The 13,455-nt window shown below is 50.2% G+C and carries 12 protein-coding genes and 1 tRNA gene; 5 read left to right on the top strand and 8 right to left on the bottom strand.

Going from position 1 to position 13,455, the window contains the following annotated elements:
- Nucleotides 1-45: 45 nt before the first annotated feature.
- Nucleotides 46-122 (bottom strand) — tRNA-Ile (locus tag ABFZ84_RS07255).
- Between the two features lie 176 nt (nucleotides 123-298).
- Here ABFZ84_RS07255 and ABFZ84_RS07250 point away from each other — a divergent pair.
- Together ABFZ84_RS07250 and ABFZ84_RS07245 are read left to right on the top strand one after the other, a co-directional pair.
- Nucleotides 299-1,012, top strand: a complete 714-nt coding sequence (locus tag ABFZ84_RS07250) for an SIMPL domain-containing protein (RefSeq protein WP_369313298.1) — start codon at nucleotides 299-301, stop codon at nucleotides 1,010-1,012.
- Nucleotides 1,013-1,346: 334 nt separating this feature from the next.
- The gene (locus ABFZ84_RS07245) at nucleotides 1,347-2,120 is read left to right on the top strand and encodes a hypothetical protein (RefSeq protein ID WP_369313297.1); all 774 of its coding nucleotides are present in this window, start codon (nucleotides 1,347-1,349) and stop codon (nucleotides 2,118-2,120) included.
- An 8-nt stretch (nucleotides 2,121-2,128) separates the two neighbouring features.
- On the opposite strand, the gene ABFZ84_RS07240 is transcribed toward ABFZ84_RS07245, so the two are convergent.
- Nucleotides 2,129-2,677, bottom strand: coding sequence for a GNAT family N-acetyltransferase (locus tag ABFZ84_RS07240; RefSeq protein ID WP_369313296.1), 549 nt, complete (start codon nucleotides 2,675-2,677; stop codon nucleotides 2,129-2,131).
- Between the two features lie 83 nt (nucleotides 2,678-2,760).
- Nucleotides 2,761-3,096 (bottom strand): YegP family protein, encoded by a 336-nt coding sequence (locus ABFZ84_RS07235; protein ID WP_369313295.1) that lies wholly within the window; start codon nucleotides 3,094-3,096, stop codon nucleotides 2,761-2,763.
- 133 nt (nucleotides 3,097-3,229) lie between these two features.
- On the opposite strand from ABFZ84_RS07235, the gene ABFZ84_RS07230 reads away from it, so the two are divergent.
- From ABFZ84_RS07230 to ABFZ84_RS07220, 3 genes are all read left to right on the top strand, one after another.
- The gene (locus ABFZ84_RS07230; RefSeq protein WP_407067078.1) at nucleotides 3,230-5,569 is read left to right on the top strand and encodes a DUF3553 domain-containing protein; all 2,340 of its coding nucleotides are present in this window, start codon (nucleotides 3,230-3,232) and stop codon (nucleotides 5,567-5,569) included.
- Nucleotides 5,566-6,459, top strand: a complete 894-nt coding sequence (locus ABFZ84_RS07225; protein ID WP_369313294.1) for a 50S ribosomal protein L11 methyltransferase — start codon at nucleotides 5,566-5,568, stop codon at nucleotides 6,457-6,459. The genes ABFZ84_RS07230 and ABFZ84_RS07225 overlap by 4 nt, the downstream gene beginning before the upstream one ends.
- A gap of 175 nt (nucleotides 6,460-6,634) precedes the next feature.
- Complete coding sequence (locus ABFZ84_RS07220; RefSeq protein WP_369313293.1) at nucleotides 6,635-8,380, top strand: aminopeptidase P family protein; 1,746 nt, start codon at nucleotides 6,635-6,637, stop codon at nucleotides 8,378-8,380.
- A gap of 3 nt (nucleotides 8,381-8,383) precedes the next feature.
- Here the strand turns inward: ABFZ84_RS07220 and ABFZ84_RS07215 are convergent, their stop codons facing one another.
- The 5 genes from ABFZ84_RS07215 to ispG form a co-directional block, all read right to left on the bottom strand.
- A complete protein-coding gene (locus ABFZ84_RS07215; RefSeq protein WP_369313291.1) occupies nucleotides 8,384-9,175 on the bottom strand; it encodes an SDR family oxidoreductase in 792 nt (263 codons plus the stop codon).
- 128 nt (nucleotides 9,176-9,303) lie between these two features.
- Nucleotides 9,304-9,882 carry a DUF4167 domain-containing protein gene (locus ABFZ84_RS07210; protein WP_369313290.1) on the bottom strand — a complete coding sequence of 193 codons (579 nt, stop codon included), beginning with the start codon at nucleotides 9,880-9,882 and terminating at the stop codon, nucleotides 9,304-9,306.
- Nucleotides 9,883-10,189: 307 nt separating this feature from the next.
- Nucleotides 10,190-11,086: a peptide chain release factor N(5)-glutamine methyltransferase gene (prmC, locus tag ABFZ84_RS07205; protein ID WP_369313289.1), complete on the bottom strand. Its 897-nt coding sequence runs from the start codon at nucleotides 11,084-11,086 to the stop codon at nucleotides 10,190-10,192.
- Complete coding sequence (gene prfA / locus ABFZ84_RS07200; RefSeq protein ID WP_369314552.1) at nucleotides 11,079-12,152, bottom strand: peptide chain release factor 1; 1,074 nt, start codon at nucleotides 12,150-12,152, stop codon at nucleotides 11,079-11,081. The genes prmC and prfA overlap by 8 nt, the downstream gene beginning before the upstream one ends.
- An 89-nt stretch (nucleotides 12,153-12,241) precedes the next feature.
- Entirely contained in the window at nucleotides 12,242-13,372 is a 1,131-nt protein-coding gene (gene ispG / locus ABFZ84_RS07195) for a flavodoxin-dependent (E)-4-hydroxy-3-methylbut-2-enyl-diphosphate synthase (RefSeq protein ID WP_369313287.1), read from the bottom strand.
- Nucleotides 13,373-13,455 lie beyond the last annotated feature (83 nt).

Raw genomic sequence — 13,455 nt, 5'->3', positions numbered from 1 at the left:
GCACGCAGAGGCGAATTGCAACGCAATTCGTCGAGAGGCAAAGGCTGGTGGGCCCGGAGGGACTCGAACCCCCAACCTAGCGGTTATGAGCCGCCAGCTCTAACCAATTGAGCTACAGGCCCGAAACGACAATGTCGCGAAATCGGGTGCGCCCTATTATCAGCAAATGCATTCGCATGAAAGCCCAGAATAGAGATATTCCCTCGCTAAATCGTCACAAATCCGCCGCACCTTCCGCCTTGATTTCGCCTTTCCTTCGCTGTCTCATACGCGCAAGAAATCGAGGAGATCAAACTCTATGCGTCCACTACTTGCACCTATCGCTCTAGCCGTTTTGCTCACGGGTTGTGCCGCTCAAGATGCCTCCGCAGCCGACGCATCCACCCCCGCAAGAACCATTACCGTTTCGGGCGAAGGTACCGCCAGTGCTGTACCAGATATGACCGTCATTAATGTCGGTGTCCAAAGCGATGCACTCACCGCGGCCGATGCGCTTCGCGCGAATTCATCAAATATGTCCGCCACAATCAAAAAGCTGAAAGAGCTTGGCATTGCGGATCGCGATATCCAAACCTCAGGATTGTCACTGAACCCACGATACAATTATGAGAAAAATCGCTCACAGCCCGAAGTCATCGGTTTCACGGCATCGAACAATGTCACCGTCAGATTGCGCGACCTTAGCAAAGCTGGATCGGTGATTGATCAGGCCGTTCAATCCGGCGCGAATTCGCTAAACGGCATTTCATTTTCATTCGACGAACCAAAACCACTTTATGAAAAAGCACGTCGCAATGCGGTTGCCGATGCAAAAGCCAAAGCGGAACTTCTGACTGATGCTGCCGGCGTTCGTTTGGGTCGCCTTATCACTATCCAAGATGGTTATTCTCAAGCGCCGTCACCGAAAATGTATGGCGCACGTATGGAAATGGCCGCCGATAGCGCCGTTCCTATGGAAGCGGGTGAATCCAGCGTATCAGCAACCATCTCGATGATTTACGAAATCGAATAAAAAACCACAAAGTAAACTGATAAACGACCCCACCTATGCGGGGTCGTTTTTTATTTTTAGTATCGAATTGATCTCCATAAAAATCGTCACCGATTCGTGTCCTGGGTTCCGCTATTCAGCAGACAGTCGCCCCGTTGAGCGAAAACCACTGCACCGAGCATCTCCCCAATCGTCGCAAGTTTATGTCTCCCTAGACCGACAAAAATACACCGAAAAACGCAATCCATTGTTTTATTGTGGTTTTTACTCTTTCATTTCGCGATGGAACAAAAATGCTCTGCGCGGTATTATCACCCAAGGGGAGTACGGCGTTATGCACCACACAAAACTAAGAATGATATCTATAGCCACCAGTTTTCTGGCTTTTCCAGCTCATGCTCAGGTTCACGAAAATGGGATTGGTCCTGACCCGGATAAAGATACGAACCCCGCCACCATTACAGGGGTTATAAAACGGTACAACGAACCGTCGCCACCATCCGGCGACGCACCATATACGGTTGTCAATTTTGAACCACCGCCAGGCAAACACGGTGAAATTGTTCGCAACGACTATGCCGAAAAATACGGCGTACGTTTTGGGCGTGGTGTCACGCGACAAATTTGTGATGGGCAGCGACGGTTTTATTATGACTCTATGTGCACCTATGAAGCAGCACCAAGCGGTGAATTTGCGCTTGGGTATGTAAATTATCTGAATGCGCCGCTATTGGTGGAATTCGACAAACCCGTCTGTGTGGTGACAATGGCGATATACCCAACTGGCGGAAAAGAAGGCGAAAACTTCACTGTAAAAATTGAAGGTGAGGATGAAATGGGCACCCCCTTGCCGCCCGCCAGCACTTCGTTTGCATGGACAAAAAATACTGTACGTTGGCGGCACATGGCTGGCGCGTACTATCTGGGTGGGCGCGCAAAAAATATTCGCGTCAGCATGGTGAGCGATAAACGTCAGCCCGGCGGCGATGTATTACGCTTTTTGATTGACGATCTCGCCTTTGTCCATGATGGCTGTGACGAAGTCATTAAAGAGTTCAGCGATTCTGAAACAATCAGTGCAGATACTGAACAATATGACGCGGAAGTGATCGCTTCAGGTGATCAATAATAATGGAGCTAAAGCGACTTTCGCATTCGAATGATTGTATTGACCGCTCCATTTTCGGTTCGCTCAATATCCCGTTCAAATTCAACATACCCGCGGGCGCGATAAAGTGGCTCCCCGGGAACCGTAGACCCTAATTCTATTGTTTTATATCCGGCAGACTTTGCGGCGGCCTCGCCTAGGTCCAACAACAATGTTCCGATACCGCGACGTGTCCACCTTGGGTGAGTGTACATAGCGCGGATCCGCGCTGCATCAGTCGCCGGGTTAGAAAAACTATCATCTCGGCCCTTAGTGTGGTCACCACCGTAGAGCGTCCTTCGTTTGCCCCATCCACCGCAACCGACGAGCGTTTTGCAATCGGGTGTATTGGCCTCGATCAAAAAATAGGTCCCGTCATCAATAAGTGTTCTGTCCAGCCCCATCGATTCTTGCGCGGCCGTAATCTCTGCCGCCGACAAAAATGCTTTCATATTTTCTGCAATCGCAGCCCGCATTAACTCAATTATGGCGGGCTCATCGGCACGCGTCGCAAGGCGATGAGAAAATTGGTCGAGCATCGGGTACCTCTTTGATCTAGAAACATGCCATCAAAAAAGCCGCCCCAACAGGGACGGCTTGGATACTGTAAGTGCAAAAAGCTCTATGCAGTCTGATCGTCAGTGCTCGCATCCGGTGCGTTATTCATCACCGATTGGATACCGCCCTCGGCTCCAGATGTTGAATCGTACATTTGGGACTGGCCAATAACCTGATGGTTTGCCGCTTTTAGAACGAAATATGGTTTGCCACTCGTTGATTCTTTAACTTCAAACCGCGCCTTATCGGCTGCGTTCTTTTGCACAGACGCAATGCCATTTTCAGCACCGCTTTTGTCTTTATAACCTTCACTCGCGAGAATGTTTTCCCCATTCCCAGCCTTGAGGCGAAACCGAAACTCACCCGCTTTGTCTTTATATAGCTCGAACTTACCTGCCATATTCAAAATCTCCTTGTAAAAACAATTCCCAGCGCATTTCCAATTGTCGCGATTCCGCGATGGATTGCAATTCCTGTCATGAACGATATCTCTTAATGTTCCAGAATCGTTCTCATTTCGGTAAACTCCACGAATGTCATCCCAAGCAGACCAAAAATTATCCATTTCTCAGCGTGCTATGGCCGCCGCAAAACCCGGCACACCCCAAAATCAGGGAGATTCGGCCCCATATCTAGAGGGGCTAAATGACGAACAGCGAACCGCAGTTCTAACAACAGACGGGCCGGTTTTGATGCTTGCGGGGGCTGGAACGGGCAAAACCCGGGCGCTCACGACCCGATTGGCGCACTTGTTACACACGGAGCGCGCCCAGCCCTATCAAATTCTTGCTGTGACTTTTACGAACAAAGCCGCGCGCGAAATGAAGGAACGCATTCAAACCCTCGTCGGCGACAGTGTCGAAGGCATGAAATGGCTCGGGACCTTCCATTCCATTGCGGCTCAAATTCTTCGCCGCCATGCCGAACTCGTCGGGCTGAAATCAAGCTTCACGATTCTCGATGCCGACGATCAAGTCCGTTTGGCAAAGCAAGTTATCGAAGCTGCGAATATTGACGAAAAGCGCTGGACCGGGCGCGGGCTCGCCGCGGTTATTGACGGTTGGAAAAATCGCGGTCTTGTTCCCGAAAAAGTACCCGCCGACGAAGCTTATCACTTCGCCGATGGCAAGGGTATTCAGCTTTATAAAGCCTATCAGTCGAGAATGATCACTCTCAACGCTGCGGATTTTGGTGATCTGCTAATCCATAATCTGGTGATTTTTCAGAACAACCCGGACGTCCTGGCAGAGTATCAACGTCGCTTCAGCTATATGCTGGTAGACGAATATCAAGACACCAATGTCGCGCAATATCTCTGGCTTCGGCTACTGGCACAGAGACACAAGAACATTTGCTGTGTCGGCGATGATGACCAATCCATTTACGGCTGGCGCGGCGCAGAAGTTGAAAACATTCTTCGGTTTGAAAAAGATTTTCCGGGTGCGGCAGTCATACGCCTTGAACGCAATTACCGCTCAACGCCCGCGATACTTGGTGCCGCATCTGGTCTTATTGCATCCAACAAAGACCGATTGGGAAAAACCCTTTGGACGGAAAGCGAAGACGGCGAGAAAGTAAGAGTTCGCGGCGTCTGGGACGGCGATGAAGAAGCTCGTCTAATCGGCGACGATATCGAATCGGAGCAATCAAAAGGCCGTTCACTGAGCGATATGGCAGTATTGGTTCGCGCCTCGTTTCAAATGCGGGCCTTCGAAGAACGTTTTAACACTTTGGGTTTGGCCTATCGTGTCGTCGGCGGACCGCGTTTTTATGAGCGCGAGGAAAACCGCGACGCTCTCGCCTATTTACGGCTAATCAGGTCGCCTGACAACGACCTCGCCTTTGACCGCATCGTCAACAAACCCAAGCGGGGTCTCGGCAACAAGGCGTTGCAGGTCTTGCATAAAATTGCGCGCGCACAGGGCATTCCTTTGATGGCGGCAAGTCGCATCGCATTAGAAAGCAGCGAACTACACGCTGCAGCGCGGCGATCATTGCTAAACTTTGTCGACAATGTTGATCGATGGGCCCGCGATGCAAAAGACATGGCACCGGCGGACCTAGCCGAACTCGTTCTCGAAGAGGCGGGTTACATTGAAATGTGGAAGAATTCCAAATCGCCACAAGCCCCCGGTAAACTCGATAATTTGAAAGAACTTATTCAGGCCGTTTCGGAATTTGAGACACTCGAAGGCTATCTCGACCATGTGGCGCTCGTGTCCGAACTCAATGAAAATACTGGTGATGGCCAGATTTGGCTAATGACCCTACACGCCGCAAAAGGGCTAGAATTTCCAGTTGTTTTCTTACCCGGTTGGGAAGAAGAGATTTTTCCCTCTAAACGATCACTCGACGAAAATGGAAATGCCGCCCTCGAAGAAGAACGGCGCCTCGCCTATGTGGGCGTCACACGCGCGGAAGAGAGTTGTAGAATTTCATTTGCTGCAAACAGGCAAATATATGGACGATGGCAATCCGCAATGCCATCGCGATTTATCGATGAATTACCCGAGGAACATGTTGAAGTGTTCTCAGAGCAAGGGCTCTATGGAAATACCGCCACATCATTTTCTTCGCAATCGAGCTTTGACAATATCGACATCAAGGAAGATGCTTACTACGAAAATCCGGGATGGAAACGAGCCCGAAATGCATCTTCTCGCGGCTCGATAAAACCCAAAACGATTGATGGCCGCGGCAAAACCCTTTCTATTGGCGCAACCGGAAAATCAAAATTCAAAATTGGCACTCGGGTTTTTCATCAAAAATTTGGATACGGAAAAATTTCGTCAGTTGAAGGTCAAAAACTAACAGTCAACTTTGACCATTCCGGCATAAAAAAAGTTATTGATACATTTGTAGAGGCAGCGTGAGCAAAAAAAAGAGTTACAAAATTACTTGGACCGGCGAACGCGAAGCTCTTGAACTCGCTGGCGACGCCTTGACTGAATTGCTATGGCCCGCCGCCGGCGCAATCAGCCTGACAAAGAACGATGCGACCGTTGAAGATGGCGAAAGCGCATGGCGATTAGATGCGTATTTCGAAGACGAACCAGAGATGGACGCGGTTAATGCGCTCGTGGCAGAAAATGGAAACATAACAGCCGGCGCATTGGAAATGTTGCCCGACGTCGACTGGGTCGCCCATTCGCTCGAAGGGCTGGGCGTCGTGCGGTGCGGCCGGTTTGTGCTTTATGGTGTTCATGACGCCGATAAACTACCTAATGATGAAGGCGATATTCCAATCCGCATTGACGCTAACCTCGCTTTCGGAACCGGACACCACCCAACAACCTCTGGCTGTCTGACCCTGCTCGACCGCTTTGCTGGATGGGCACCACAATCAATTTTCGACCTTGGTTGCGGGTCCGCCGTCCTTGCTATTGCCGCCGCAAAAATGTGGGGCCGTAACATCATCGCTAGCGACATTGACGAAGATTCCGTGATAATTGCAGCCGAGAATGCCGAATTTAATGATGTCGCAGAAAAAGTATCCACACTCACAGCTGCGGGTTTCGACCACCCAGATATCGCGGCTGCTGCGCCGTTTGACTTTGTCTTCGCAAATATTCTTGCAGGCCCACTCGCAGAACTCGCGCCCGATATGGCCAAGCATATTGGGAAAAATGGCAGGGTCATGCTTGCAGGATTGATGAGCGAGCAGGAAAGCAATGTAGTAAGCGCCTATGAAAAAGAAGGCTTTCGATTGATCAACCGCCTGGAGCAACCAACTTGGCCAGTCTTACTATTTGTAAAGACCTAAATTTTTCTCGACCACTTGAGCGGGAGCGATCTAGGGACAATATTGTTGTTAATGCCGCGAGGCCAAAATACACACATGGCAAAATGCCCATAGGACAGCCCCAATGTTTCAAACCTTTGAACCCGTTTCAGATAAGTCTTTCGCATCAAAGCACCTTCCCTTATTGCGCGAGGAAATGAAAAAACAAAATCTTGACGGTTTTATTGTTCCGCATGATGACGAATATCAGAACGAATACATTCCCGCATACGCAGAAAGATTGATGTGGGCGACTGGCTTTTCCGGCTCTGCTGGTGCCGCCATCATTATGCAAGACCAAGCGGTGATGCTCACCGATGGTCGCTACACTTTGCAAGTACGCGAACAAACTGATGCTTCATTCTTTTCCTATGCGGATATTACCGAGACATCTCCTGACGCATGGTTGCTTGAGAACGCATCAAAAGCGACGCGCATTGGATATGATCCAATGCTTCACACACTAACGAGTGTGAAACGATTAAAGGCGGCGGCCTCGCAAATTGGCTTCGACCTTGTTGCGGTTTCTCAGAACCCTATCGACCTCGCATGGACGGACCAGCCAAGTGCTCCCCAGACGCCAATCCAAGCCCACGATCTAAAATATGCGGGAAAGTCATCTAACGAAAAACGTCATGAAATTGCGACCGTAATAAGAAAAGCTGGCGCAGATGCCGCGCTCATTACTGCCCCTCCTTCTCTGGCATGGTTATTCAATATTCGCGGCCACGATGTTGCGCGCTCACCATTGCCGTTAGGTCGCGCACTCCTCGACAAAGATGGCAATGCCACATTGTTTGTAGCCCCCGAAAAGGTCGGGAATGAACTTCCCGGCATCCTCGGTGATGACGTTGACATTCGTTCTGATGCCGAAGTCACGTCCGCGCTGATGAAATTGGGTAAAAGCAAAACCAGCATTGCTGTCGATCCGGCACTAGCGCCATCAAAATATATAGACGACCTAAGAGAAGCCGGCGCAACCATCGTTGAGTTGACAGATCCGTGTGCCGTACCGCGCGCGTCAAAGAACGAAACAGAAATAGAGGGCGCGCGATCCGCCCATATTCGCGATGGCGCGGCGGTCACTCAATTCCTATATTGGCTAGATACCGAAGCACAGAGCGGCGAAATCGACGAAATCACCGCAGCGATGAAGCTCGAAGAAATTCGTTCGCAATCAGACGATCTTCGTGACTTGAGCTTTGACACAATTTCTGGCGCAGGCTCAAACGGCGCTATATGCCACTACAAGGTTTCGACAGAATCGAACATTAAGCTCGGCAAAAACACGCTTTATCTAGTTGATTCCGGTGGCCAGTATTATGACGGCACGACTGACATCACTCGAACGGTTCCGATTGGACAGGCGAGTGAGGAAATGTGTGATCGGTTTACGCGGGTTCTAAAGGGCCACATCGCACTCGCGCAAATGAAATTTCCAACCGGTACAACCGGACATCAACTCGATGCTATCGCCCGCAAACCTCTGTGGGATGTTGGGCTTGATTACGATCACGGCACTGGACATGGCGTGGGATCGTTTCTGGGCGTTCACGAAGGGCCGCAACGCATCGCCAAAGCGCCCAATTCACAGGCGTTAAAACCAGGTATGATTTTATCCAATGAGCCGGGTTTCTATAAAGCGGGTGAATTTGGAATCCGCATAGAGAACTTAATTGTCGTCACCCCGCCTACCCCAGTAAAGGGTGGTGAGCGAGAAATGATGGAATTCGAAACCATCACTCTCGCTCCGATAAATCTTGATCTGGTGATGGTTGAGCTTTTAACCGCCGAAGAACGAGATTGGCTCAATCAATATCATACCCGTGTGCGTCAAACACTAGGACCATTAATCAGTGCAGACATCAAAGGTTGGTTCGAAAACGCGACCCGGCAGATTTAACCCTTAAATTTCGCCAGTGCCCACCAACGTACCGCCATCGATAACCATCGATTGACCCGTCATCCAGCGCCCGGCTGGCGACGCCATAAACACAACAGCACCGGCAATATCATCAGGCTCACCAAAACGGCGCAACGGCAAACGTTGCGTCATCATTTTTTCAATTTTTGGGTCTTTCCATAGCGCTTCTGCAAAATGGGTTTTGACAACACCTGGGCAAATACAATTCACGCGAATGTTGTCTGGCCCACATTCGACCGCAAGGTTTCTTGCGAGTTGCAAATCAGCCGCTTTGGAGATGTTGTAACCACCAATTGAACTTGACCCCACAAGACCACCGATGGATGAAATGATGACAATCGCACCATCTTTCTTCTCGCGCATTTCAGGGATCACCATCTGTGACAGCCAGTTCGATGCTTTCACGTTACATGTCAAAATTTTATCGAAATGCTCGTCACTCATGCCCGCCATGGGTCCGTAATACGGATTAACCGCAGCGTTTGAGATCAAAATATCTGCCGGTCCCCATTTCGCTTTCGTCTCATCAACCAACCGCTGTAAGTCTTCTTTGTGCGAAATGTTACATGCAACTGCATATGCAGCCTCGCGGCCCTCGGCTTCGTTAATCGAAGACACCACGGCCTCACAGGCATCAAGCTTTCGGCTTGATACGATCACACGCGCGCCATGTTGAGCCAACCGGCGCGCAATCGCCTCGCCGATACCGCGTGATGCGCCCGTCACGATCGCAATTTTATTGTTGAGATCAAATAAAGTGTCTAAGCCGCTCATGTACAAAACTCCCGTCTTCGAAAGCGTCATTCATAAGCCAAGATAGGTACCGTTCCTATCAATCTATGCAGTTAATGCAGAGAGAATGATCAGCGAAATTCTAATCACAAGCTGTTCGACTGAGCCAATTATTCAGCAGCGGCTGGCGTAGGCTTCGCTGGTTTGGAATCTGCATCACCACTCTCAGCATTTTTGGCTGTGCGGCGTGGCGCGCGCTTACGGCGAGGCTTTTTCTCCTCCACTGGAGCAGATTCTTCTGCCGCAGCCGGTTGTGTTTTTTCCTCGGGCTTTGCCTCGGCCGTAGTTTCCGAAGGCACAGCGTCAGTGTCGTTACGAGAGTTATTATTTCTTCCGCGACGGTTGGTTGAAGAGCGGTCGCGAGAATCGTTTTCACGCTGGTTATTATCTCGTTGCTCAGAATTATCATCAACGCCCGGTTGACCCCCGTCACTTTCTTGTCCTTGCTGGCTAGCAGGTGGCTGAGCGGGTTGAAGGGATCGAATTAGTCGAAAGTAGTGCTCTGCGTGCTGAAGGTAGCTTTCAGCCTTAACGCGGTCACCCGCGGAATGTGCATCGCGCGCAAGCGCCTGATACTTATCGTAGATCTGATTAGCAGTTCCACGGATCCGTACGTCGGGTCCATTCGAATCGAGCGCTCTGTTTGGATTAGCGCCCGGACGGCGGCGTTGGTTACGACCACGCTTCATATTTTTACCTTTAACAATTCCCCATGCGGAAAGCCGGAGGTTCAATCGGCCTTTCGCGATGCAAGTGGTTTGTCAGTTTACGGCGAGTACAATCAAATCGCCTGTATCTTCATGTTTGTATCTTGTAATTGTCGCAGCTGCGCTGCAGAGCCAGAACCGACTGTTTCCGAGTGTAACGATCCCCTAAATGGATCCCGTCAAAACCAGACGATGGTCGGATTTAAAACCGGGCCGCCAATAACTCAATGAATTAGATGGCGATTAAAGCCCTGTCTTGAGGCGCATGATAGCCACGATTTCAGGCATTTCAATCTTTTTTTTGGTCTTTTCGTCGATCTAGGCCCACGCCGCGTGGGCGACCAGCGAGGTCAAATATAGTAAACGGCATATACCTGCCATCGAATTGGCGCACGAGTTGCGCTAATTCGTCCGTTTGATTTGTTCCACACTCAAAAATCAACAATCCGTCAGGCTTCAGAATTTGTCCCATTTCGCTCAATATTAACCGATAGGGATCAAGCCCGTCTTCGCCGCCAAAGAGCGCATCATGCGGTTCAAAATCGATGACATCAGTCGCAAGCTCAGGTCGCTCAGCCTCGGTCACATAGGGTGGATTTGCAATAACAATATCAAACTGCTCCTCCAAAGGGGCCGTCCATTCACCTTCGTAAAAACTCATTCGATTCGCTAAACGCAGTTTTTCAGCATTTTGGCGCGCAATAGAAATCGCGGGCCCTGAAATATCTACTGCTGCCCCTTTTGCATTTGGGAATTCCGTTAGCAGCGCACAAATGAGACAGCCGGACCCTGTCCCCAAATCAGCAATCCGCATTTGGTCATTTTTTGACCGCCGCTCAAGAACAGCCCCGATCAAACATTCGGAATCATCGCGTGGAATCAAAACGTCTTTACTGACCGTAAACTCAAGTGACCAAAACTCTTTTTGGCCAGTGAGATAGGCCACTGGTTCGCCATTCCGTCGCCGTAACAGTAGTTCATTAAACTGATGCGCTTGTGAAGCTGATAGGAAATCGCGACCGAAACCAATTACCCCAGCATCATCCGTTGCAAGAACAAATTTTAAAAGAACCCTGGCATCAAGCAATGGCGTCTCGCTCGTAGACAGCATTTTCGCTGCCAACAAAACTGCATCGCCGATTAACAGTTTTCCATCGGCCCGAATACCCTGTTGGCCGTCAGGCATTATCCTGCATTTCTGCTAGGCGGTCTGCGCGGTCTTGGGTGATCAACGCATCAATAACCTCATCCAGCCCATCACCGGCAACAATGTCAGTCAACTTATATAGTGTTAAATTGATCCGGTGATCGCTGACCCGGCTTTGCGGATAATTATAAGTTCGTATACGCTCAGATCTATCGCCACTCCCGACCATACCTTTTCGTTCTGCGGCCCGTTCAGCATCAACACGCTGACGTTCCGCCTCATAAAGCCTGGCCCGAAGAACCTTCATGGCTTTCGCTCGGTTCTTGTGTTGCGATTTTTCATCTTGTTGAATCACAACAACGCCGGTGGGAATGTGTGTAATCCGGACCGCGGAATCTGTTGTGTTGACCGACTGACCACCCGGCCCCGATGCTCGGAATACATCAACACGGAGGTCGGAATCTTGTATATCAATATCAACCTCCTCTGGCTCTGGAAGCACCGCAACGGTCGCCGCCGAGGTGTGAACACGCCCTTGGGTTTCTGTCTCCGGTACACGCTGCACGCGATGCACACCCGATTCAAACTTCATCTTGGCGAAGACGCCATCGCCATTCACACTCGCTTGGATTTCTTTATACCCGCCCATTTCAGCTTCAGAGGCAGAAAGAATTTCAACTTTCCAGCCCTGTAGCTGGGCGTAACGTTGATACATGCGATACAAATCGCCGGCAAAAATCGCAGCTTCATCGCCACCCGTCCCCGCCCGCACTTCAAGAATGACCGAGGAATCATCAGCCTTATCTTTTGGCAAAAGCATGATCTGAAGATCTTGTTCAAGATTCGGAATTGTTTCTTTCAACTCCGCCAGTTCATCTTGGGCTAGCTTCGCCATCTCGGCGTCATCGCCTTCTGATAACTCCTTCAACTCGCCCAACTGTTCGCGTGCTGACATTAATACTTTGGCTTGCTCGACAACGTCTTTTAACTCCCCGTGTTCACGCGAAAGACGAACTATTTCTTCTGCACCTGTCGTTGACATCATTTCAGCTTCGATTTTTTCAAATCGAGCAATTAGCGCTTCAAGTTTTTCTTGCGGGATCAACGGATCATTCCATTTTTCAAAGTTCAATTTTAAGTACAAAAAATGCGCGCGGAGCAAAGACACCGCGCGCATTCATCCAATGAGCTTAGCTACTCAGCAGCGACAGATTGTTTCGCTTCTTCAGCTTGAATTTCAGCGGCACGCTTTTCGACCAACTCGACCAAATGATCGACCAAATCCGAATTATCAACACGATGATCAACATCGCCATTGAGATAGATCATTCCGTGCTCTTTACCGGCGCCGCCACCAGTAAAACCAATATCAGTTTCCCGTGCCTCACCAGGCCCATTGACCACGCAACCAATCACAGAAAGCGACATCGGCGTTGTAATATGAGCAAGCCGTTCTTCTAATGTCTCCACTGTCTCGATAACGTTAAATCCTTGGCGCGCACAAGATGGACAAGAAATGACATTCACGCCGCGATGGCGAAGACCAAGCGATTTCAAAATATCAAAACCGGCTTTAATTTCTTCGACCGGGTCCGCAGAAAGAGAAACGCGAATCGTATCGCCTATCCCCGCCCATAGAAGCGACCCCAGACCAATCGCAGATTTAACAGATCCGATCCGCAAGCCGCCGGCCTCGGTAACACCAAGGTGCAGCGGGCAGTCGATCGCCTCCGCCAACGCATGATAGGCAGCAACGGTCAAGAATACGTCCGACGCTTTGACGGAAATTTTGAATTCATGAAAATCATTGTCCTGCAGGATTTTCGCATGGTCCAGCGCACTTTCAACCATCGCTTCCGGGCAGGGTTCTCCATATTTATCGAGCAAGTCTTTCTCTAGGGAGCCGCCATTCACGCCGATCCGCATTGAACAGCCATTATCTTTTGCAGCCTTAATGACCTCACGAACCCGCTCAGCCGAACCGATATTCCCCGGATTGATCCGTAAACACGCAGCACCGGCATCAGCGGCTTCGATGCCGCGTTTGTAATGGAAATGGATGTCCGCAACGATCGGTATCGGCGAGCCTTTAACAATCTCGCTCAGGGCTGCGGTTGAATCCTTATCCGGACAGGAGACGCGCACGATATCAGCACCTGCCTCCGCGATCTCATTGATCTGCCGAATGGTTGCCTGCGCATCTGATGTCAGGGTATTCGTCATAGACTGTACGGCTATCGGCGCATCGCCGCCAACCGGTACATTGCCAACCATAATTTGGCGTGATTTGCGGCGCTCAATATCGCGCCATGGACGTACTGACATGGTCTGCCCTTTTCGCATCGAAAGTGGGTTACTGTGTCGCCAAGATTGCGCGCTGCGCGCCGAAGTCAAGTCCCGAAAAGCGG

The organism is Hyphococcus lacteus (genome assembly GCF_041058985.1).
Lineage (GTDB): Bacteria > Pseudomonadota > Alphaproteobacteria > Caulobacterales > Parvularculaceae > Hyphococcus > Hyphococcus lacteus.
The sequence above is the reverse complement of the archived record's forward strand: the minus strand, read 5'-3'. Positions and strand labels throughout refer to the sequence as shown.